General features: G+C 57.4%; 16 protein-coding genes and 1 tRNA gene. 4 read left to right on the top strand and 13 right to left on the bottom strand.

Annotated features, from left to right (window positions below; genetic code table 11):
- Positions 1–13: 13 nt before the first annotated feature.
- Complete coding sequence (gene ubiE / locus CU103_RS03155) at positions 14–790, bottom strand: bifunctional demethylmenaquinone methyltransferase/2-methoxy-6-polyprenyl-1,4-benzoquinol methylase UbiE (protein ID WP_106662427.1); 777 nt, start codon at positions 788–790, stop codon at positions 14–16.
- 123 nt (positions 791–913) lie between these two features.
- On the opposite strand from ubiE, the gene CU103_RS03150 reads away from it, so the two are divergent.
- Both CU103_RS03150 and upp read left to right on the top strand, forming a co-directional pair.
- The gene (locus CU103_RS03150) at positions 914–1,933 is read left to right on the top strand and encodes an adenosine deaminase (RefSeq protein ID WP_106662426.1); all 1,020 of its coding nucleotides are present in this window, start codon (positions 914–916) and stop codon (positions 1,931–1,933) included.
- A gap of 33 nt (positions 1,934–1,966) precedes the next feature.
- Positions 1,967–2,593, top strand: a complete 627-nt coding sequence (gene upp / locus CU103_RS03145; protein WP_106662425.1) for a uracil phosphoribosyltransferase — start codon at positions 1,967–1,969, stop codon at positions 2,591–2,593.
- A 1-nt stretch (position 2,594) separates the two neighbouring features.
- On the opposite strand, the gene deoA is transcribed toward upp, so the two are convergent.
- Genes deoA through CU103_RS03110 form a run of 7 tightly spaced genes read right to left on the bottom strand, consistent with a single transcriptional unit; the run spans position 2,595 to position 9,320 of the window.
- Complete coding sequence (gene deoA / locus CU103_RS03140; protein ID WP_162707275.1) at positions 2,595–3,908, bottom strand: thymidine phosphorylase; 1,314 nt, start codon at positions 3,906–3,908, stop codon at positions 2,595–2,597.
- 6 nt (positions 3,909–3,914) lie between these two features.
- Positions 3,915–4,715 (bottom strand): purine-nucleoside phosphorylase, encoded by an 801-nt coding sequence (locus tag CU103_RS03135; protein WP_106662423.1) that lies wholly within the window; start codon positions 4,713–4,715, stop codon positions 3,915–3,917.
- Positions 4,712–5,116 carry a cytidine deaminase gene (locus CU103_RS03130; protein WP_106662422.1) on the bottom strand — a complete coding sequence of 135 codons (405 nt, stop codon included), beginning with the start codon at positions 5,114–5,116 and terminating at the stop codon, positions 4,712–4,714. Before CU103_RS03130 ends, CU103_RS03135 begins: the two co-directional genes overlap by 4 nt.
- Positions 5,117–5,126: 10 nt before the next feature.
- Positions 5,127–6,098 carry an ABC transporter permease gene (locus CU103_RS03125; protein WP_106662421.1) on the bottom strand — a complete coding sequence of 324 codons (972 nt, stop codon included), beginning with the start codon at positions 6,096–6,098 and terminating at the stop codon, positions 5,127–5,129.
- Entirely contained in the window at positions 6,098–7,243 is a 1,146-nt protein-coding gene (locus CU103_RS03120) for an ABC transporter permease (protein WP_106662420.1), read from the bottom strand. Before CU103_RS03120 ends, CU103_RS03125 begins: the two co-directional genes overlap by 1 nt.
- Positions 7,240–7,791: a cysteine hydrolase family protein gene (locus CU103_RS03115; RefSeq protein ID WP_106662419.1), complete on the bottom strand. Its 552-nt coding sequence runs from the start codon at positions 7,789–7,791 to the stop codon at positions 7,240–7,242. The genes CU103_RS03120 and CU103_RS03115 overlap by 4 nt, the downstream gene beginning before the upstream one ends.
- Positions 7,788–9,320 carry an ABC transporter ATP-binding protein gene (locus CU103_RS03110; protein ID WP_106662418.1) on the bottom strand — a complete coding sequence of 511 codons (1,533 nt, stop codon included), beginning with the start codon at positions 9,318–9,320 and terminating at the stop codon, positions 7,788–7,790. The genes CU103_RS03115 and CU103_RS03110 overlap by 4 nt, the downstream gene beginning before the upstream one ends.
- Positions 9,321–9,493: 173 nt before the next feature.
- Here CU103_RS03110 and CU103_RS03105 point away from each other — a divergent pair, with 173 nt between their 5' ends.
- Positions 9,494–9,706, top strand: coding sequence for a SlyX family protein (locus CU103_RS03105; RefSeq protein WP_106662417.1), 213 nt, complete (start codon positions 9,494–9,496; stop codon positions 9,704–9,706).
- A gap of 162 nt (positions 9,707–9,868) precedes the next feature.
- On the opposite strand, the gene CU103_RS03100 is transcribed toward CU103_RS03105, so the two are convergent.
- The 4 genes from CU103_RS03100 to CU103_RS03085 form a co-directional block, all read right to left on the bottom strand.
- Positions 9,869–10,510 carry a LysE family translocator gene (locus tag CU103_RS03100; RefSeq protein ID WP_106662416.1) on the bottom strand — a complete coding sequence of 214 codons (642 nt, stop codon included), beginning with the start codon at positions 10,508–10,510 and terminating at the stop codon, positions 9,869–9,871.
- 83 nt (positions 10,511–10,593) lie between these two features.
- Entirely contained in the window at positions 10,594–11,589 is a 996-nt protein-coding gene (locus tag CU103_RS03095) for a BMP family lipoprotein (RefSeq protein ID WP_106662415.1), read from the bottom strand.
- Between the two features lie 211 nt (positions 11,590–11,800).
- Entirely contained in the window at positions 11,801–12,463 is a 663-nt protein-coding gene (gene msrA / locus CU103_RS03090; RefSeq protein ID WP_106662414.1) for a peptide-methionine (S)-S-oxide reductase MsrA, read from the bottom strand.
- A gap of 38 nt (positions 12,464–12,501) precedes the next feature.
- Positions 12,502–12,825: a hypothetical protein gene (locus CU103_RS03085; protein WP_106662637.1), complete on the bottom strand. Its 324-nt coding sequence runs from the start codon at positions 12,823–12,825 to the stop codon at positions 12,502–12,504.
- Between the two features lie 378 nt (positions 12,826–13,203).
- On the opposite strand from CU103_RS03085, the gene CU103_RS03080 reads away from it, so the two are divergent.
- Positions 13,204–13,294, top strand: a tRNA-Ser gene (locus CU103_RS03080).
- Positions 13,295–13,428: 134 nt separating this feature from the next.
- Here CU103_RS03080 and CU103_RS03075 read toward each other — a convergent pair.
- Positions 13,429–14,382: a YeeE/YedE thiosulfate transporter family protein gene (locus CU103_RS03075; protein ID WP_106662413.1), complete on the bottom strand. Its 954-nt coding sequence runs from the start codon at positions 14,380–14,382 to the stop codon at positions 13,429–13,431.
- Between the last annotated feature and the right edge of the window lie 125 nt (positions 14,383–14,507).

The following is a 14,507-nucleotide window of genomic DNA, read 5'->3' as shown; positions in this document are numbered from 1 at the left end:
CAGGAATCACAACTCACAACTTCCAGCCGGAATGCAGCGCGGCGATGCCGCCAGTAAAATTGCGCCAGCTCACCCGCTCGAAGCCTGCCTGACGGATCATCTCGGCGAAATCCGCTTGACGCGGAAACTTGCGAATCGACTCCACCAGATACTGATAGCTATCGGCATCGCCTGTCACTGCCTTGCCTATCTTCGGAATGGCGTTGAACGACCAGGCGTCATAGATCTTGTCAAGGACCGGCAGTTCGACCTCGGAAAATTCGAGGCAGAGGAATCGCCCGCCCGGCTTCAAAACACGGAAGGCCTCGGACAGTGCGCGATCGATATGCGGGACATTGCGGATGCCGAATGCGATCGTGTACGCGTCGAAGCTCGCATCGCCGAAGGGAAGTTCTTCTGCATTGGCTTCGACAAACTCGGCGTTGTCGGCAAGGCCCTTCTTTTCGGCGCGGTCGCGTCCGACGCCAAGCATGGAGCCATTGATATCGAGCACGGTCGCATGGGCATTGCGATTGGAGGCTTCGATGATCCGGAAGGCGACGTCGCCGGTGCCGCCGGCCACGTCGAGCACTTTCCAATTCGCCGTCCTGGAAGGTGAAAGCCAGGCAATCATCGAATCCTTCCAGACCCGATGCAGGCCGCCTGACATCAGGTCGTTCATCACGTCGTAGCGCTTGGCGACGCGATGGAAGACATCATTGACGCGTGCCTGCTTTTCCCCATCACTGACATCCTGAAAGCCGAAGGATGTTTCCATGCCGCCATGGGCCCCGGTTCGTTGCTGGCTCATTGTGTGTACCTGCTGATCTATGTTGCGGCGAACCATAGAAGATTGAAACGCATAAGGCTATTGTCTGTAGCGCGGTGAAGCGCCGCGTCGATTAATTTGTTTAATTTTTCTGGAGTGACCGGAATGGTCCTGAAAGCCGAATTGCATTGCCACATGGAAGGGGCCGCCTCGCCTGGCCTGGTCGAGCGAAAGGCCACCAAATATGGCGCAGATGTTTCGGCATTCCTTCAGGGTGGCAAATTCGTCTGGCACGACTTTACATCCTTCCTCCGCGCCTATGATCAGGCCTCGATGCTATTTCGTACCGACGAGGACTACGCCGATCTTGCCGAAGACTATCTGCTCTCGCTGAGCAGGCAAGGCGCCATCTATTCGGAAGTGTTCATCTCAACAGACCATGCCATCAGCGCCGGGCTCTCCCCGCGCGCCTACATTGAAGGGCTCGCGGAAGGCATGCGCCGGGCCAAAGGCGCTACCGGCCTGGAATGCCGGATGATCGCGACGGGCTTGCGTCACAAAGGGCCCGAGGCCGTGCTGGCGGCTGCGCAGTATATCGCGGACAATCCGCACCCGCTGGTCACAGGTTTTGGAATGGCCGGCGATGAGCGGATGCATAGCCCCAAGGACTTCGCCGCGGCGTTCGACCTGGCACGCAATGCGGGGCTGGGCATTACCGTGCATGCGGGCGAACTGTCGGGCTGGGAAAGCGTCGCAGACGCCCTGGATGCACTCAGACCCGCGCGCATCGGCCATGGCGTGCGCGCGATCGAAAACCCCGATCTGGTCAAGCGGCTGGCAGATGACCAGATCATGCTCGAATGCTGTCCAGGGTCGAATATTTCGCTGAGCGTCTATCCCGATTTTCCTGCCCATCCCTTTGCAGAGCTTGCGAGAGCTGGAGTTCCGGTGACGCTTAACTCCGATGATCCGCCCTTTTTCCATACGGACCTTGCGCGGGAATACGAGATCGCGGCGACTTATTTTGGTTATGATGAAGAGATGCTCAATGCGGTGACCGAAACAGCGATCAAGGGGGCTTTTGTTGACGAAAATACGCGAACGAAGCTGCTTGAACGTCTTCACCCCGACAAAACTGTGCGCGTTGCCGATGAGCTCTTTGCGGGATCGGTGTCGAGCAGCTAAGGTTCGGCATATTCAGAATGAAGGGGATTTCCCATGGGCGTTACGATCGTTTCCCATCCGCTTGTCCAGCACAAGCTCACAATCATGCGCGACAAGGATACCTCGACAGCCGGATTCCGCCGGTTGCTCAAGGAAATCTCCCTGCTGCTGTGCTATGAGGTGACGCGCGATCTGCAGCTGACGAATATCACCATCCAGACGCCGTTGATGGAGATGCAAGCGCCGGTCATCGAGGGAAAGAAGCTCGTCTTCGCCTCGATCCTGCGTGCCGGCAATGGACTGCTTGAGGGCATGCTCGATCTGGTGCCAGCGGCTCGCGTCGCACATATCGGGCTTTACCGCGACCATGAAACACTGCTGCCGGTGGAGTACTACTTCAAAGCGCCGGAAGACATCGTCAACCGGCTGATAATCGTTGTCGATCCGATGCTGGCAACGGCCAATTCCGCCATAGCCGCCATTCAGAAACTGAAGGATCGCGGCGCAAGCAACATTCGATTCCTCTGCTTGCTCGCCGCACCGGAAGGCATTGAGCGCTTTACCAAAGCGCATCCGGACGTGCAGGTTTTCACGGCGGCCATTGACAGCCATCTGAACGAAAAGGGTTATATCGTCCCCGGTCTCGGCGACGCCGGGGACCGCATGTACGGAACGAAGTGAGTCACGCGCCTATGCGGCGGAAGACGGGGTTGACAGTGCGCGGTTTGCGTTCCGAAAAGCCATAAGCGGATTCGATGACGCGCACGGCGGCGGCGGCGTCATCGTGGTTGCGAGCATGCACAAGAGCGACCGGTTCGCCTTCGTCCATCCTGGCGCCAATTGGCTGAAGAGCCGTTACCCCTACCGCATGATCAATAGGATCCTGCGGACGGATCCGGCCGCCACCCAGCGTCACAACCGCAACACCAATTGCTCGGGTATCTATCGACGAGACATGACCCGTCTGTGGGGCCCTCACCTCGTGCGTCACGGGGGCAACGGGCAAATGATGGCTGACGCGAGAGACGAAATCTGCCGGACCGCCGAGCCCGGACACCATACGCCCGAAGATTTCCGCCGCTTTGCCGCTGCTCAAGGCATCCCGTGCCTTTTCCGTCGCGACCTTGTGATTTGGTGCGAGCTTGGCTGAGACCAGCATCTCGGCAACCAGCGCCAGTGTGACCGCTTCGAGACGGGCATCACGCCGGTCGCCGGTCAAAAAATCGACGGCATTCTTCACCTCGACTGCATTGCCGGCGGCGAGGGCCAGCGGTTCATTCATATCCGTGAGGAGCGCCGTGGTCGCCAAACCCGCCCCTTGAGCCACCGCCACAATGCTCTCGGCCAAGGATACGGCATCGCGATTTCTGGACATGAAGGCACCATTGCCGGACTTCACATCCAACACCAATGCGTTGAGTCCGGCCGAAAGTTTCTTCGACAGAATCGAGGCAGTAATCAGCGGGATGGATTCCACCGTCGCGGTGACATCGCGGATTGAATAGAAACGCTTGTCTGCGGGAGCGAGATTGGCTGTCTGCCCTATGATCGCACAACCAACTTCGTGCACCACCTTGCGGAACAGCGCATTGTCCGGCTGGCTGCGGTATCCGGGAATCGCGTCCATCTTGTCGAGCGTTCCGCCCGTGTGACCGAGGCCCCTCCCCGAGATCATCGGAATATAAGCGCCGCAGGCGGCGGCTATCGGTGCCAGCATCAGCGAGACATTGTCACCCACGCCACCGGTCGAATGCTTATCGACGGCGGGCCCAGGCAAATCGGACCAGTCAAGAATATCGCCTGAATCGCGCATGGCGAGCGTCAGCGCCACTGCCTCATCACGTTTCATACCGTTGAAGAACACCGCCATGGCAAATGCCGCAACTTGGCCCTCGGTGATCGCACCTGAACTCATGGCATTGACAAAGGCGGTTATGTCCGCCGCATCCAGCGTTTGTCCGTCGCGTTTGCGGCGGATAATTTCCTGGGGCAACAACATCGCCTAACCGATCTCCCGAACCAGCGCCCGGATGATTTTCTGCAGGCGTGCGCCGCCTTTTGGCGCTACATCCTTGGTCTCCTCATGGGAAAGCTCCGCCCCGGTCATGCCGGCTCCGAAATTGGTAATCACCGAGCAAGCTGCGACACGCAGGCCAAAGAAGCGGGCAAGGATGACCTCCGGCACGGTCGACATGCCGACCGCATCAGCACCGAGCGTGCGTGCCATGCGAATTTCTGCCGGTGTTTCAAACGAGGGTCCGGAAAACCACATGTAAACGCCTGGCGCAAGCATTTCCCCAACCTCACCGGCAGCGATGGTCAGGGCGTCCTTGAGCTTCTTGTCATAGGCTGCCGTCATGCCGACAAAGCGCTGATCCGACGGCTCTCCAATCAGAGGATTGAGGCCGGAATAATTGATGTGATCATCGATTAACATCACGCTGCCTGGCACGAGGTCGTGACGGACTGAACCGGCAGCATTGGTGAGGATCAGCATTTCGATGCCAAGATCAGCAAGCGCTGCGATCACGGGCCGCATGACTGAGGCATCACCCTTCTCGTAATAATGGGCACGGCCCGCCAGCATCAGCACCGGCTTGCCCGAGAGATAACCTGCGACGACTTCGCCCGCATGACCCGAGACGCCGCTATGCGGAAAGCCTGGAAGATCGGAATAGGGGATGCGGATGGCATTTTCCACGGCATCAACCAGCGAACCGAGGCCGGATCCAAGCACCAGCGCGATGCGCGGCGCAAGACCATTGAGCTTTTGGATAAGAGCTTCTGTCGCAGGTGCGATCATGCTGCACCTTTGCCAAGAACTTCGGCGTCGAAGCCATAGGGAAAGATTTCCCTCATCGTCAGGGTTTCAACAATTCCATTGTTGTCGCAAAGATGCAGGCGCGTTTCAGGTCCGGCGAATTCGGCCAGGCGCTGACGGCAGCCGCCGCAAGGTGTGCATTTTGCCTTCTTCTCCGCGACAACCGCGATTTCCGTGATCGTGCCACCACCGCCCATGACGAAATGCGACAGGGCAGTGGTTTCGGCACACCAGCCCTCAGGATAGGAAACGACTTCGATATTGCAGCCGGAAAAGATGCGCCCGTCGCTGGTGCGAATTGCCGCCCCGACCGGGAATTGCGAATAAGGTGAATGCGTCTTCTGCATGGCGGCAAACGCCGCATCGAACAGATCCTTGCTCATTTGCAACTTCTCATCTTTCTTTCACATAGGCGACGCCACCGGCCTTTGGCGGGATGGCCTTGCCGATGAACCCGGCCAGGAGGACGACGGTAAGGATATAGGGCAAGGCCTGCATGAATTGCACCGGCACTTCGCCAATGAGTGGCAGGGGATGCCCCTGCATGCGGATTGCCACCGCGTCGAGGAAGCCGAAGAGCAGGCAGGCAAACATGGCCTGCACCGGACGCCATTTCGCAAAGATCAATGCCGCAAGCGCGATATAACCCTTGCCCGCGGTCATGTCCTTGACGAAGCCAGCCCCTTGGGCAGTTGCCAGATAGGCTCCCGCCACGCCACAGAGCACACCGCAGCAGATTACCGCGCGATAGCGCAGCCATGGCACGGACACACCGGCGGTATCCACGGCTGCTGGATTTTCGCCGACCGCCCGCAGGCGCAGGCCAAATCGCGTGCGGTAGAGCACCCACCAGGTAAAGGGAACCATGGCAAAAGCCAGATAGACGAGTATCGAATGGCCGGATATCAATTCATAATAGATCGGGCCGATGACCGGCACATCGCGCAATGCCTGTGCGCCCGGAAGATTGATCGGATTGAAACGCGCATCGTTGGGAAGCGAAGGCGTTCGCCCGCCCTGGCTGAACCACGCCTGCCCGAGAATAACTGTCGTTCCTGCAGCAATGAAGTTGATGGCAACGCCGGAAACGATCTGGTTGCCACGGTGAGTGATGGACGCAAAGCCGTGCACAAGGCCGAGTGCCACCGATATGAGCACTGCAGCGAACAGGCCGATGTAGGCCGAGCCGAACCAGGTGGCGGCAGCACCGGCAGCAAAAGCCCCGGCAAGCATCTTGCCCTCCAGACCAATGTCGAAAATGCCGGCACGTTCGGAATAGAGACCCGCCAGACAAGCAAGCAGCAACGGAACGGAAAGCCGGATCGTCGAATCGAACAGCTGGAGGATTGTAGTGAGCGATTCCATCACTGGCCTCCTCCCGCCACCACTGCTGGTGCCGTCCCGCGTTTCCCCCGGCCAATACGCTGGAAAATACGTTGCAGCGAGGGGCGGAACATGTGCTCCAACGCACCGGCAAACAGGATCACCAGCCCTTGAATGATGACGATCATATCGCGGGAAATGTTGGGCATGTCGAAGGCGATTTCCGCGCCGCCCTGATAGAGCATGCCGAAGAGGATTGCGGCCAAAACGATGCCCGCTGGATGCGATCTGCCCATGAGCGCCACAGCAATGCCGACGAAGCCAGCACCGGCAACAAAATCCAGCTGCACCCGGTGTTGTGCGCCCATGATCGGATTGAGGGCCATCATCCCGGCCAGCGCTCCCGAAATCATCATGGTAATGATAATGATCCGCAGCTCGCTGATGCCAGCATAGCGCGCCGCCTTGGGGCTGAAGCCCATGGTGCGGATTTCATAGCCAAGCTTTGTGCGCCAGATTAGCACCCACACAAGAAATGCAGCCAGAAGGGCAAGCAGGAAACTGATGTTGAGCGGGGCCGAACGCATATTGAGCCCGACCAGGTTCAATAGCCAGCCAAGTCCCGGCAGCTGCCCACCCTCGCCGAAGACGCGGGTCTCCGGGGCTTGGCTGCCTAAAGGCTTCAATGGTCCAACCAGAAGATAGACCATGATACTGGCGGCGATGAAGTTGAACATGATCGTAGTGATGACAACGTGTGATCCGCGCTTGGCTTGCAGCCATGCCGGGATCAATGCCCACAATGCACCGACGAGCGCTGATGCCACGATTGCCAAGGGGAAGGCCAGCCACCAGGGCAGAGCGCTGCCAAGACCAAGCCCCACCAGCGCAACGCCAAGACCGCCAATATAGGCTTGGCCTTCACCGCCAATATTGAACAGGCCGCAGTGAAACGCGACGGCGACACAAAGGCCGGTGAAGATGAAATTCGTCGCATAATAAAGCGTATAACCGACGCCATCGCCCGAACCGAAGGCACCCTTGACCATCAAGATGGCAGCATCGACCGGGCTTTCGCCAACAAGGAGAACGACAAGACCGGCGACGAAAAAGGCGACAATCAGATTGATTAGCGGCAGGAGGCCATAGTCGGCCCAGGCGGGCAATTTGGCAAAGGGCTGGCTCATGGCAAGGTCTCGATGATCGCGTCGGCGGTTGAGATACGGGCATATTCGCCATCAAGGATGGATAGTGCCAAAGCATGGACATCTTCAGCGGCCCAGTGCTTGCCGCAATGATCCTTGCGGTCGATGCTCGCGACAGCATCTTCTGGAACGGTGACCTCGAATCCGAGATTGGCGGCCATACGAACCGTGGCGTCGACAGAGTTTTCGAGCAGCACGCCCGTGATGACGAGACTGTGTACCTGCAATTCGTCCAGGACATCCATGAGGTCCGTCCCGATGAAGGCACTGTTGGTGCGCTTGTCGACGACCGGCTCACCCAATTGCGGCGCTACCTCGGCTTTGAACTCATTACCTTCCGTTCCCGGCCTGTAGGGCGATGTGGGGTCTGTGGAATCGTGGCGCACATGGATAACCGGCAAGCGTCGCTCACGCCAGGCGGCCAGCAGCCGGGCGATCGCGGCTTCGGCTTCAGGCTGACCGCGCCGGCCCCATTTCGGATCATCGATGGCGTTTTGCACATCGATGACGACCAGTGCCTGAGTCGTCATTCCGCCGCCTCCTGCTGTTCGACGCCGGCCATGAGCAAACCAAGCTCGCCTTCGCTGGCGTCCGAGTCGCGTTCGCCAACGATGCGGCCGGCAAACATCACCAGGATGCGGTCGGAGAGCGAGCGGATTTCATCGAGCTCCACGGAGACAAGCAGCACAGCTTTGCCCGCATCGCGCATTTCAATGATGCGCTTGTGGATGAACTCGATCGCGCCCACGTCGACGCCACGCGTCGGCTGGCCGATGATAAGAACACCGGGATCGCGTTCCATTTCACGCGCGAGCACGATCTTTTGCTGATTGCCGCCGGAAAAATTCGCAGTCTTCAGCCGCGGGTCACTGGGGCGAATGTCGTATTTCTCGATCTTCTTGCGTGCATCGGCCTGGATTGCATCGAGATCGAGAAATGGCCCGTTGAGATAGAGCGGATCGTCATGGTAGCCCAGGATTGAATTCTCGTATTCCTCGAAGGCCAGCACCAGGCCCATATGATGGCGGTCTTCCGGCACATGCGCGAGCCCGCGATCGCGCAGCTCACCCGGATCGGCAGCGCCGGTTATGTCGATAACCTGCCCGTCGAGAAGCACACGCCCAGAGACCGCAGTACGTATGCCGGCAATGGTTTCAATCAGCTGCGATTGACCATTGCCAGCCACACCAGCAATCCCGACGATTTCGCCGCCACGTACGGTGAAGGATGCATTTTCGACCATCACAACACCGCGGCTGTCGCGTACGGTCAGGTTCTCGACAGAAAGCTTGATTTCGGCGGGTTTCGCCTCGCCCTTCTGTACCCTGAGGAGCACGCGGCGGCCGACCATCAATTCGGCAAGTTCTTCCACCGTGGTCTCTTCGGTCTTGCGGGTCGCGACCATAGCGCCTTGCCGCATGACAGAAACATTGTCCGTTACTGCCATGATCTCGCGCAGCTTGTGCGTGATCAGAATAATCGTCTTGCCCTGATCCTTCAGTTGCTCAAGGATACGGAAAAGATGATCGGCCTCCGGCGGCGTCAGCACACCCGTGGGCTCATCAAGCACCAGGATCTCCGCACCGCGATAGAGCGCTTTGAGGATTTCGACGCGCTGCTGCAGACCGACGGGGAGCTCCTCGATCAATGCGTCGGGATCGACGTCCAACTGATATTCCCGCTCGAGCCGCTTCAATTCGGCGCGCGCCTTGGCTATGCCATTCTTCAAGAGTGGTGCACCCTCCACGCCCAGCATGACGTTCTCAAGCACCGTGAAGTTTTCTACCAGCATGAAATGCTGATGAACCATGCCGATGCCAAGCGCGATGGCGGCATTGGGATCAGGAATGCTGGCCATGGTCCCATTGATGCGAATGTCTCCAGAATCCGCCTGATAAAATCCGTAAAGGATGGACATCAGCGTCGATTTACCGGCGCCGTTCTCACCAATAATGCCGTGAATCGTGCCTTTCTCGACACGCAGATGAATGTCGCGGTTGGCATGAACGGCACCAAAACGCTTATCAATTCCAACAAGTTCAATCGCCGGCTCGGCCATGTCCCCATCCGCTGTTGTTCAGCTTTTATCGTCTTTTCGGAATTCGACCCTAACACGGGATTTTTTTCTTTCCAGTCAAGAAAACAAGATTCAACAATCATCAAAGCCTATCAAACTTGAACCATGATCGAACCCGGACTAGAGAGAAGCGTGCACGGTGAAGGAGACGAGCAATGACAGCCGATAACACGGACCGTTTGACCCGCCTCGAGATTCTGGTGACCGAGCAGGAAAAGACGATCGAGGAACTTTCCGGCCAGGTAGCCGGGCAATGGAAAGTCATAGAGGGGATGCGCCGCAAACTCGATGCATTGACCGACCGGTTTCTCGTGCTGGAAGAGCAGACGGCCCCCGATATTCCAGTAACCAAACCACCGCACTACTGATGGTGATCTTCGTAGAGCGCTCGAATTTCTTCGCATGGTGCCGGCCGTGGCTTGCTCTTCTTTACGAGCGAGGCCGTTCAATACCGGCGTATCGGCGGGCGGGAATTTGAGACACTCACAGGCGCTGAAACTGGTCCTGTCGTTCTGGCGCGGGAACTTTGATCAGGTTCTCGCCTTGAAAGCCTCGACCATCAGCTTCAGCCCCAGCGCACCCATCACAGCGCCAGCGCCCCGGTCGATCCACCGCTTCAAGCGGGCATAGATCAGCCGAGCGCGCGACCCTGAGAAGGCTACCGCAACGATGGTGTACCAACCCGCTTCCACGCAGAATATTATTGGCGGCAGGGCAAAGAGCAGCCATATCGGCGGCGAGGGCGGCATTAGCGCCGCGAAAATGCTGGCGTAGACGATCGAGGTCTTGGGGTTGCTGAGCTGCGTCATCAATCCGAGCAGGAAGGCACGGAAAACGGAAATGCCCCGGGTTTTCTCGCTTGTTCCCGACGGCGCCAGCGGCTCCGATGCGCCGCGCCAGATCTTGATCGCCAGGTAAATCAGATAGCCACCGCCGAGTATCTTCAGCATGAGATAGAGCCATTCGAACTGCATGAGCAGGGCGGTTAGGCCAAGGACGGCCAAAGCAGCAAAGAACGCGCCACCCACACCCATGCCGAGCGCCGAAGCGAGACCGTGGCTGCGCGACGAGACGACGGCGATGCGGGAAACAAGGACGAAACTCGGACCAGGGCTCATCGCACCAATTGCGATGGCGGCGAGAATACTGAGAAGGACAGCAAAGGCAGTCATGGCGGTCTCCTTTTGCGGCGATCTGAAAAAACAAAGCCGTCGGTCAATAAACCGGCGGCTTTGAATCATTGATAAGTCCGTGCTTATTTGTACGGGCAGGCATTGTCGGTATTGTAATTGTGAACCTTGACCTTGCCGGAAATGATATCCGCCTTGGCAGTCTCAACAGCCTTCTTGACGTCATCGGTCATCAGCTTGGCATTGTTGTCGTCAACAGCATAGTCCACGCCCGCTTCTTTCACGCCGAGCACATTGACGCCGGCGGTGAACTTGCCTTCAGCACCATCTTTGAAGGCATTGTAGGTCGCAACATCAACGCGCTTGAGCATCGAGGTCAAAACCTTGCCCGGGTGCAGGCCGTTCTGGTTGGAGTCGACACCGATGCCCAGCTTGCCGGCGTCGGCAGTTGCCTGCAGGACGCCTATGCCGGTGCCGCCAGCGGCCGCGAAAATGACATCCGAGCCTTGATCCATCTGCGACTTGGCAATTTCACCCCCCTTGGCCGGATCGTTCCACGCAGCCGGAGTATCGCCAGTCATGTTCTGGATCACCTTGGCTTCCGGATTGGTAGCCTTGACGCCGCCGACATAGCCGCAGGCGAAGTTGCGGATGAGCGGGACGTCCATACCGCCAATGAAGCTCACGGTCCCCGTCTTTGAAGATTTGGCGGCAATCACACCAACCAAATAGGACCCCTCATTGTCGTTGAATACGACCGAGCGCACGTTGGGTTTTTCCACTACCGCGTCGATGATGACGAATTTGGTATCCGGGAATTCACCTGCAACCTTTTCGATTGCCGCGGCCGCCGAGAAGCCGGCGATGACGATCGGCGAATTGCCGTCGGTTGCAAACTTGCGCAATGCCTGTTCGCGCTGCGCTTCGTTCTGGATTTCGAACTCGCGATATTTGACACCGGAATCGGCCGTGTATTTCTCTGCGCCATTGAAAGCGGCTTCATTGAAGGATTTGTCGAACTTTCCGCCAAGATCGTAAATGACGGCTGGCTTGTCATCTGCAGCAAAGGCCGAGACGGACATAGCTGTGGCAGCCAGGAGACCAAGAACAATACGCTTCATTTGATACCAACCCCTCTAGATTTTGTTGAGCAGGACCAACTTGCTGTTGAGTCCCAAGATCGTTGCGGCAACGTCAGAGGCAGCCGCCCCGCAAGCAATCTTGCATGTCAGAGGGCAAATTTCACGCGAAATTTTGCCTGATGGTCAAATATTGCCAGAAGCATTGTCCAGCAAATGCAGCGCTCGTCGAAAATTCAGCAAAGTCAGACTGTTAGACTGCTTTTGCCTGTGGAATAGGGCAGGAAATGCCGGTGCCCCGCAGGCCACAATAACCGGCGGGATTCTTGGCGAGATATTGCTGATGATAGTCCTCCGCGTAGTAAAATTCCGGCACTTCCAGAATTTCCGTGGTGATCTTGCCATGGCCAGCAGCGGCAAGCGCTTTCTGGTAGGCATCTCGGCTTGCTTCGGCAGCAACCTTCTGTTCCGGCGTGAAGGTGTAGATGCCCGAGCGATAGGTCGTGCCGATATCATTGCCTTGGCGCATGCCCTGTGTGGGGTCATGCTCTTGCCAGAACAGCGACAATAGTTCGTCATAGGAAATGATGTCCGGATCGAAGACCACGCGCACCACTTCATTGTGGCCGGTCAGCCCGGTGCACGTTTCCTGGTAGGTGGGGTTCGGCGTGATGCCGCCGGCGTAACCTGCGGCGGTGACGTAAACGCCAGGCACTTGCCAGAACAGCCGTTCGACGCCCCAGAAGCGACCCATGCCGAACATCGCGGTCTGCAGACCGTCCGGCCACGGACCGTTCAACGGGCGTCCATTCACAAAATGCGTTTCAGCGGTGGGAATCGCCGTCGCGCGGCCTGGAAGAGCTTCCGCCCTATCAGGCATTCTGGTTTTCTTGTTGAACATATCTATGATGAACATCGGAATACCTCCAGGATAAGGAGTAGTTCCATCGTGCTTCAACGGGCTGCGAAGCGCCCCACCCTGTTCTGGCGCCTGTAACCTATGGCATAGAGCACAAAGGCGAGTAGGGCAAAAACGATAAAAGTCGGCGTTTCGAGCACCCAGAGCATCAACGGATCCCACAAAATCGAGTAAATATGGGTTTTGACGCTGGTTTCGGCAAGCGCAAGCGACGACGCCGATATGGACTGCCAGCTGTCCCGGAGCGATGTCATGATCAAATGTGACGCGCCAACTGAGCGAGCAGCGTCAAGAACGGCGGCAATGATCGCCAGACTGAGGGCAATATAGGCGAGCAGCCTGAAAAGCGAACGGATCACATCTATCTCCAAGAACAAGTCGCCAAATGCGAGAGGGGCATCTGACTGGACGAATGGCATTCTAGCGCCGGATTCGCTGCAAATGAATTGAATTTTCCTGGTGTTTTGATGGCACCGGCCGAAACATTCGAGAAAATTCCCAGCAATTTCAGTGGGAAAGCGATGAAACTGCGGCAAAGCGCGATTATGTTGAAATAGGTATTGATCGAGTGCCTGTTCTGACTATAGTGCGCGCCGCACGGGTCACTGTCGGCTAACCACCGGCAGGCGTTGCGTGCGCATCCAAAGATTGAGTGACCGATGGTTGACGGTGCTCTCGAAGCCGGGCGTTCCGGCTGAGAAAAATTCACCCGCCCGGCCAGATGCCGGACGTTGAGTGGAGAGGTGGCCGAGTGGTTGAAGGCGCACGCCTGGAAAGTGTGTTTACGTCAAAAGCGTAACGCGGGTTCGAATCCCGCTCTCTCCGCCATTTTATGCTGATTGTTTCCTTTCACATAGCTACGGTGCTGGATTTGCTTTGATCCACCTTGAGGTCTGCCATATGAGAACGTTTTGAAAGAGCGGGCCGGACAGGAGATAGCCAATCGCCTGACCAAGAGAACATCATGACCAGGATTTTGCCATCGAACCAAATCTGGCAATGAGTGCTGCAAGCGTTGCAACGAACAGCGTGTAGGCAAGCGCAGCCTGCCATGCCCCCATGGGAAAACCAATCAGCAGCAGCGTATCATTACCACCTGGAATGAGCAGCGCACCCATTCCCATAAGTGTGCCGCCGACTGTTCTCCAAACTATGGTGTTAACTGTAGGCCATTTCAACTCGAATCGACGCCTCCTGAACCTTGCTGAGACAAGACTGCCGGCGAACATGCAGCCTAAAGTCATGGGGCCTGCAAGAGGGATCGAAATGACCGATCCAAATGATGCCGTGATCGAGAATCCGGGTGCAATAATTGCCAGGATCGTAAAGGTCGTTCCGATCGCTACCATCGACACCGTCAGCCGCCAGAAGTTGGACTCGGATTTGAAAGACACACCAAGCCTCAATACCAGCGTTGCCAACAATGCGGTTATGAGAAGGACCGGCTCAAATGGCACGGGCGCACTTGCCGGTGACCGCTCCGGAAGCAGTCCAAACAGAGATTCAAAGTAGAACACCGCAAAGATACCAAAAAACGTGAACACAAACTCAGAGTCGCCATTTCCGAAATGTCCAACGGACCCAAACACACACGCGCCGTTCACATGAAGTCCGATTCCGAACAATATGGCTGCGGGAACGATATATCCGAGCGACGACCAACCCCGCTGCATCGTCGGTGACGTTTCGACTATGGCATAGACAAGGGCCGCCCAGACGGCGCATTCGACGATCGCAATAAATCGCGCCGGTCTCTTCTCCGAAACCAATTCCCTCGTGGCGATAACTGTGCAGATCGATCCATAATTGAGGGCGAAACCGAGGACAAATCCCAGTGTGCCGAGCAAAGCCACACCCGCCCAGATCTCCATACTTGCGAAGCCTGACCCAGATACGCTCACGAGGAATTCGTCCACCGCGCCCTGCTCCAGTTCCAGACACGTCCAGAAATTTCACACTGATCACTATCGCTGCGATTCACGCGACTTGCTTCCGGGAGAAATGCTCCTCAAGTGCAGGGGTGCAATCCCGCAAGCTGATA

Origin of the sequence: Phyllobacterium sophorae (assembly GCF_003010965.1) — a bacterium.
Lineage (GTDB): Bacteria > Pseudomonadota > Alphaproteobacteria > Rhizobiales > Rhizobiaceae > Phyllobacterium > Phyllobacterium sophorae.
Note: the sequence above shows the minus strand (reverse complement) of the source record. Positions and strands in the feature narration are given on the sequence as shown.

What these genes read in the sequence shown, in the direction of transcription:
- CU103_RS03130 (WP_106662422.1), bottom strand. Translation starts at nt 5,116, where the DNA reads ATGAGCAAGGATCTGTTCGATGCGGCGTTTGCCGCCATGCAGAAGACG.
- CU103_RS03095 (WP_106662415.1), bottom strand. Translation starts at nt 11,589, where the DNA reads ATGAAGCGTATTGTTCTTGGTCTCCTGGCTGCCACAGCTATGTCCGTC.
- CU103_RS03105 (WP_106662417.1), top strand. Translation starts at nt 9,494, where the DNA reads ATGACAGCCGATAACACGGACCGTTTGACCCGCCTCGAGATTCTGGTG.
- CU103_RS03125 (WP_106662421.1), bottom strand. Translation starts at nt 6,098, where the DNA reads ATGGAATCGCTCACTACAATCCTCCAGCTGTTCGATTCGACGATCCGG.
- CU103_RS03120 (WP_106662420.1), bottom strand. Translation starts at nt 7,243, where the DNA reads ATGAGCCAGCCCTTTGCCAAATTGCCCGCCTGGGCCGACTATGGCCTC.
- CU103_RS03135 (WP_106662423.1), bottom strand. Translation starts at nt 4,715, where the DNA reads ATGATCGCACCTGCGACAGAAGCTCTTATCCAAAAGCTCAATGGTCTT.
- CU103_RS03115 (WP_106662419.1), bottom strand. Translation starts at nt 7,791, where the DNA reads ATGACGACTCAGGCACTGGTCGTCATCGATGTGCAAAACGCCATCGAT.
- ubiE (WP_106662427.1), bottom strand. Translation starts at nt 790, where the DNA reads ATGAGCCAGCAACGAACCGGGGCCCATGGCGGCATGGAAACATCCTTC.
- msrA (WP_106662414.1), bottom strand. Translation starts at nt 12,463, where the DNA reads ATGTTCATCATAGATATGTTCAACAAGAAAACCAGAATGCCTGATAGG.
- CU103_RS03150 (WP_106662426.1), top strand. Translation starts at nt 914, where the DNA reads ATGGTCCTGAAAGCCGAATTGCATTGCCACATGGAAGGGGCCGCCTCG.
- upp (WP_106662425.1), top strand. Translation starts at nt 1,967, where the DNA reads ATGGGCGTTACGATCGTTTCCCATCCGCTTGTCCAGCACAAGCTCACA.
- CU103_RS03110 (WP_106662418.1), bottom strand. Translation starts at nt 9,320, where the DNA reads ATGGCCGAGCCGGCGATTGAACTTGTTGGAATTGATAAGCGTTTTGGT.
- CU103_RS03100 (WP_106662416.1), bottom strand. Translation starts at nt 10,510, where the DNA reads ATGACTGCCTTTGCTGTCCTTCTCAGTATTCTCGCCGCCATCGCAATT.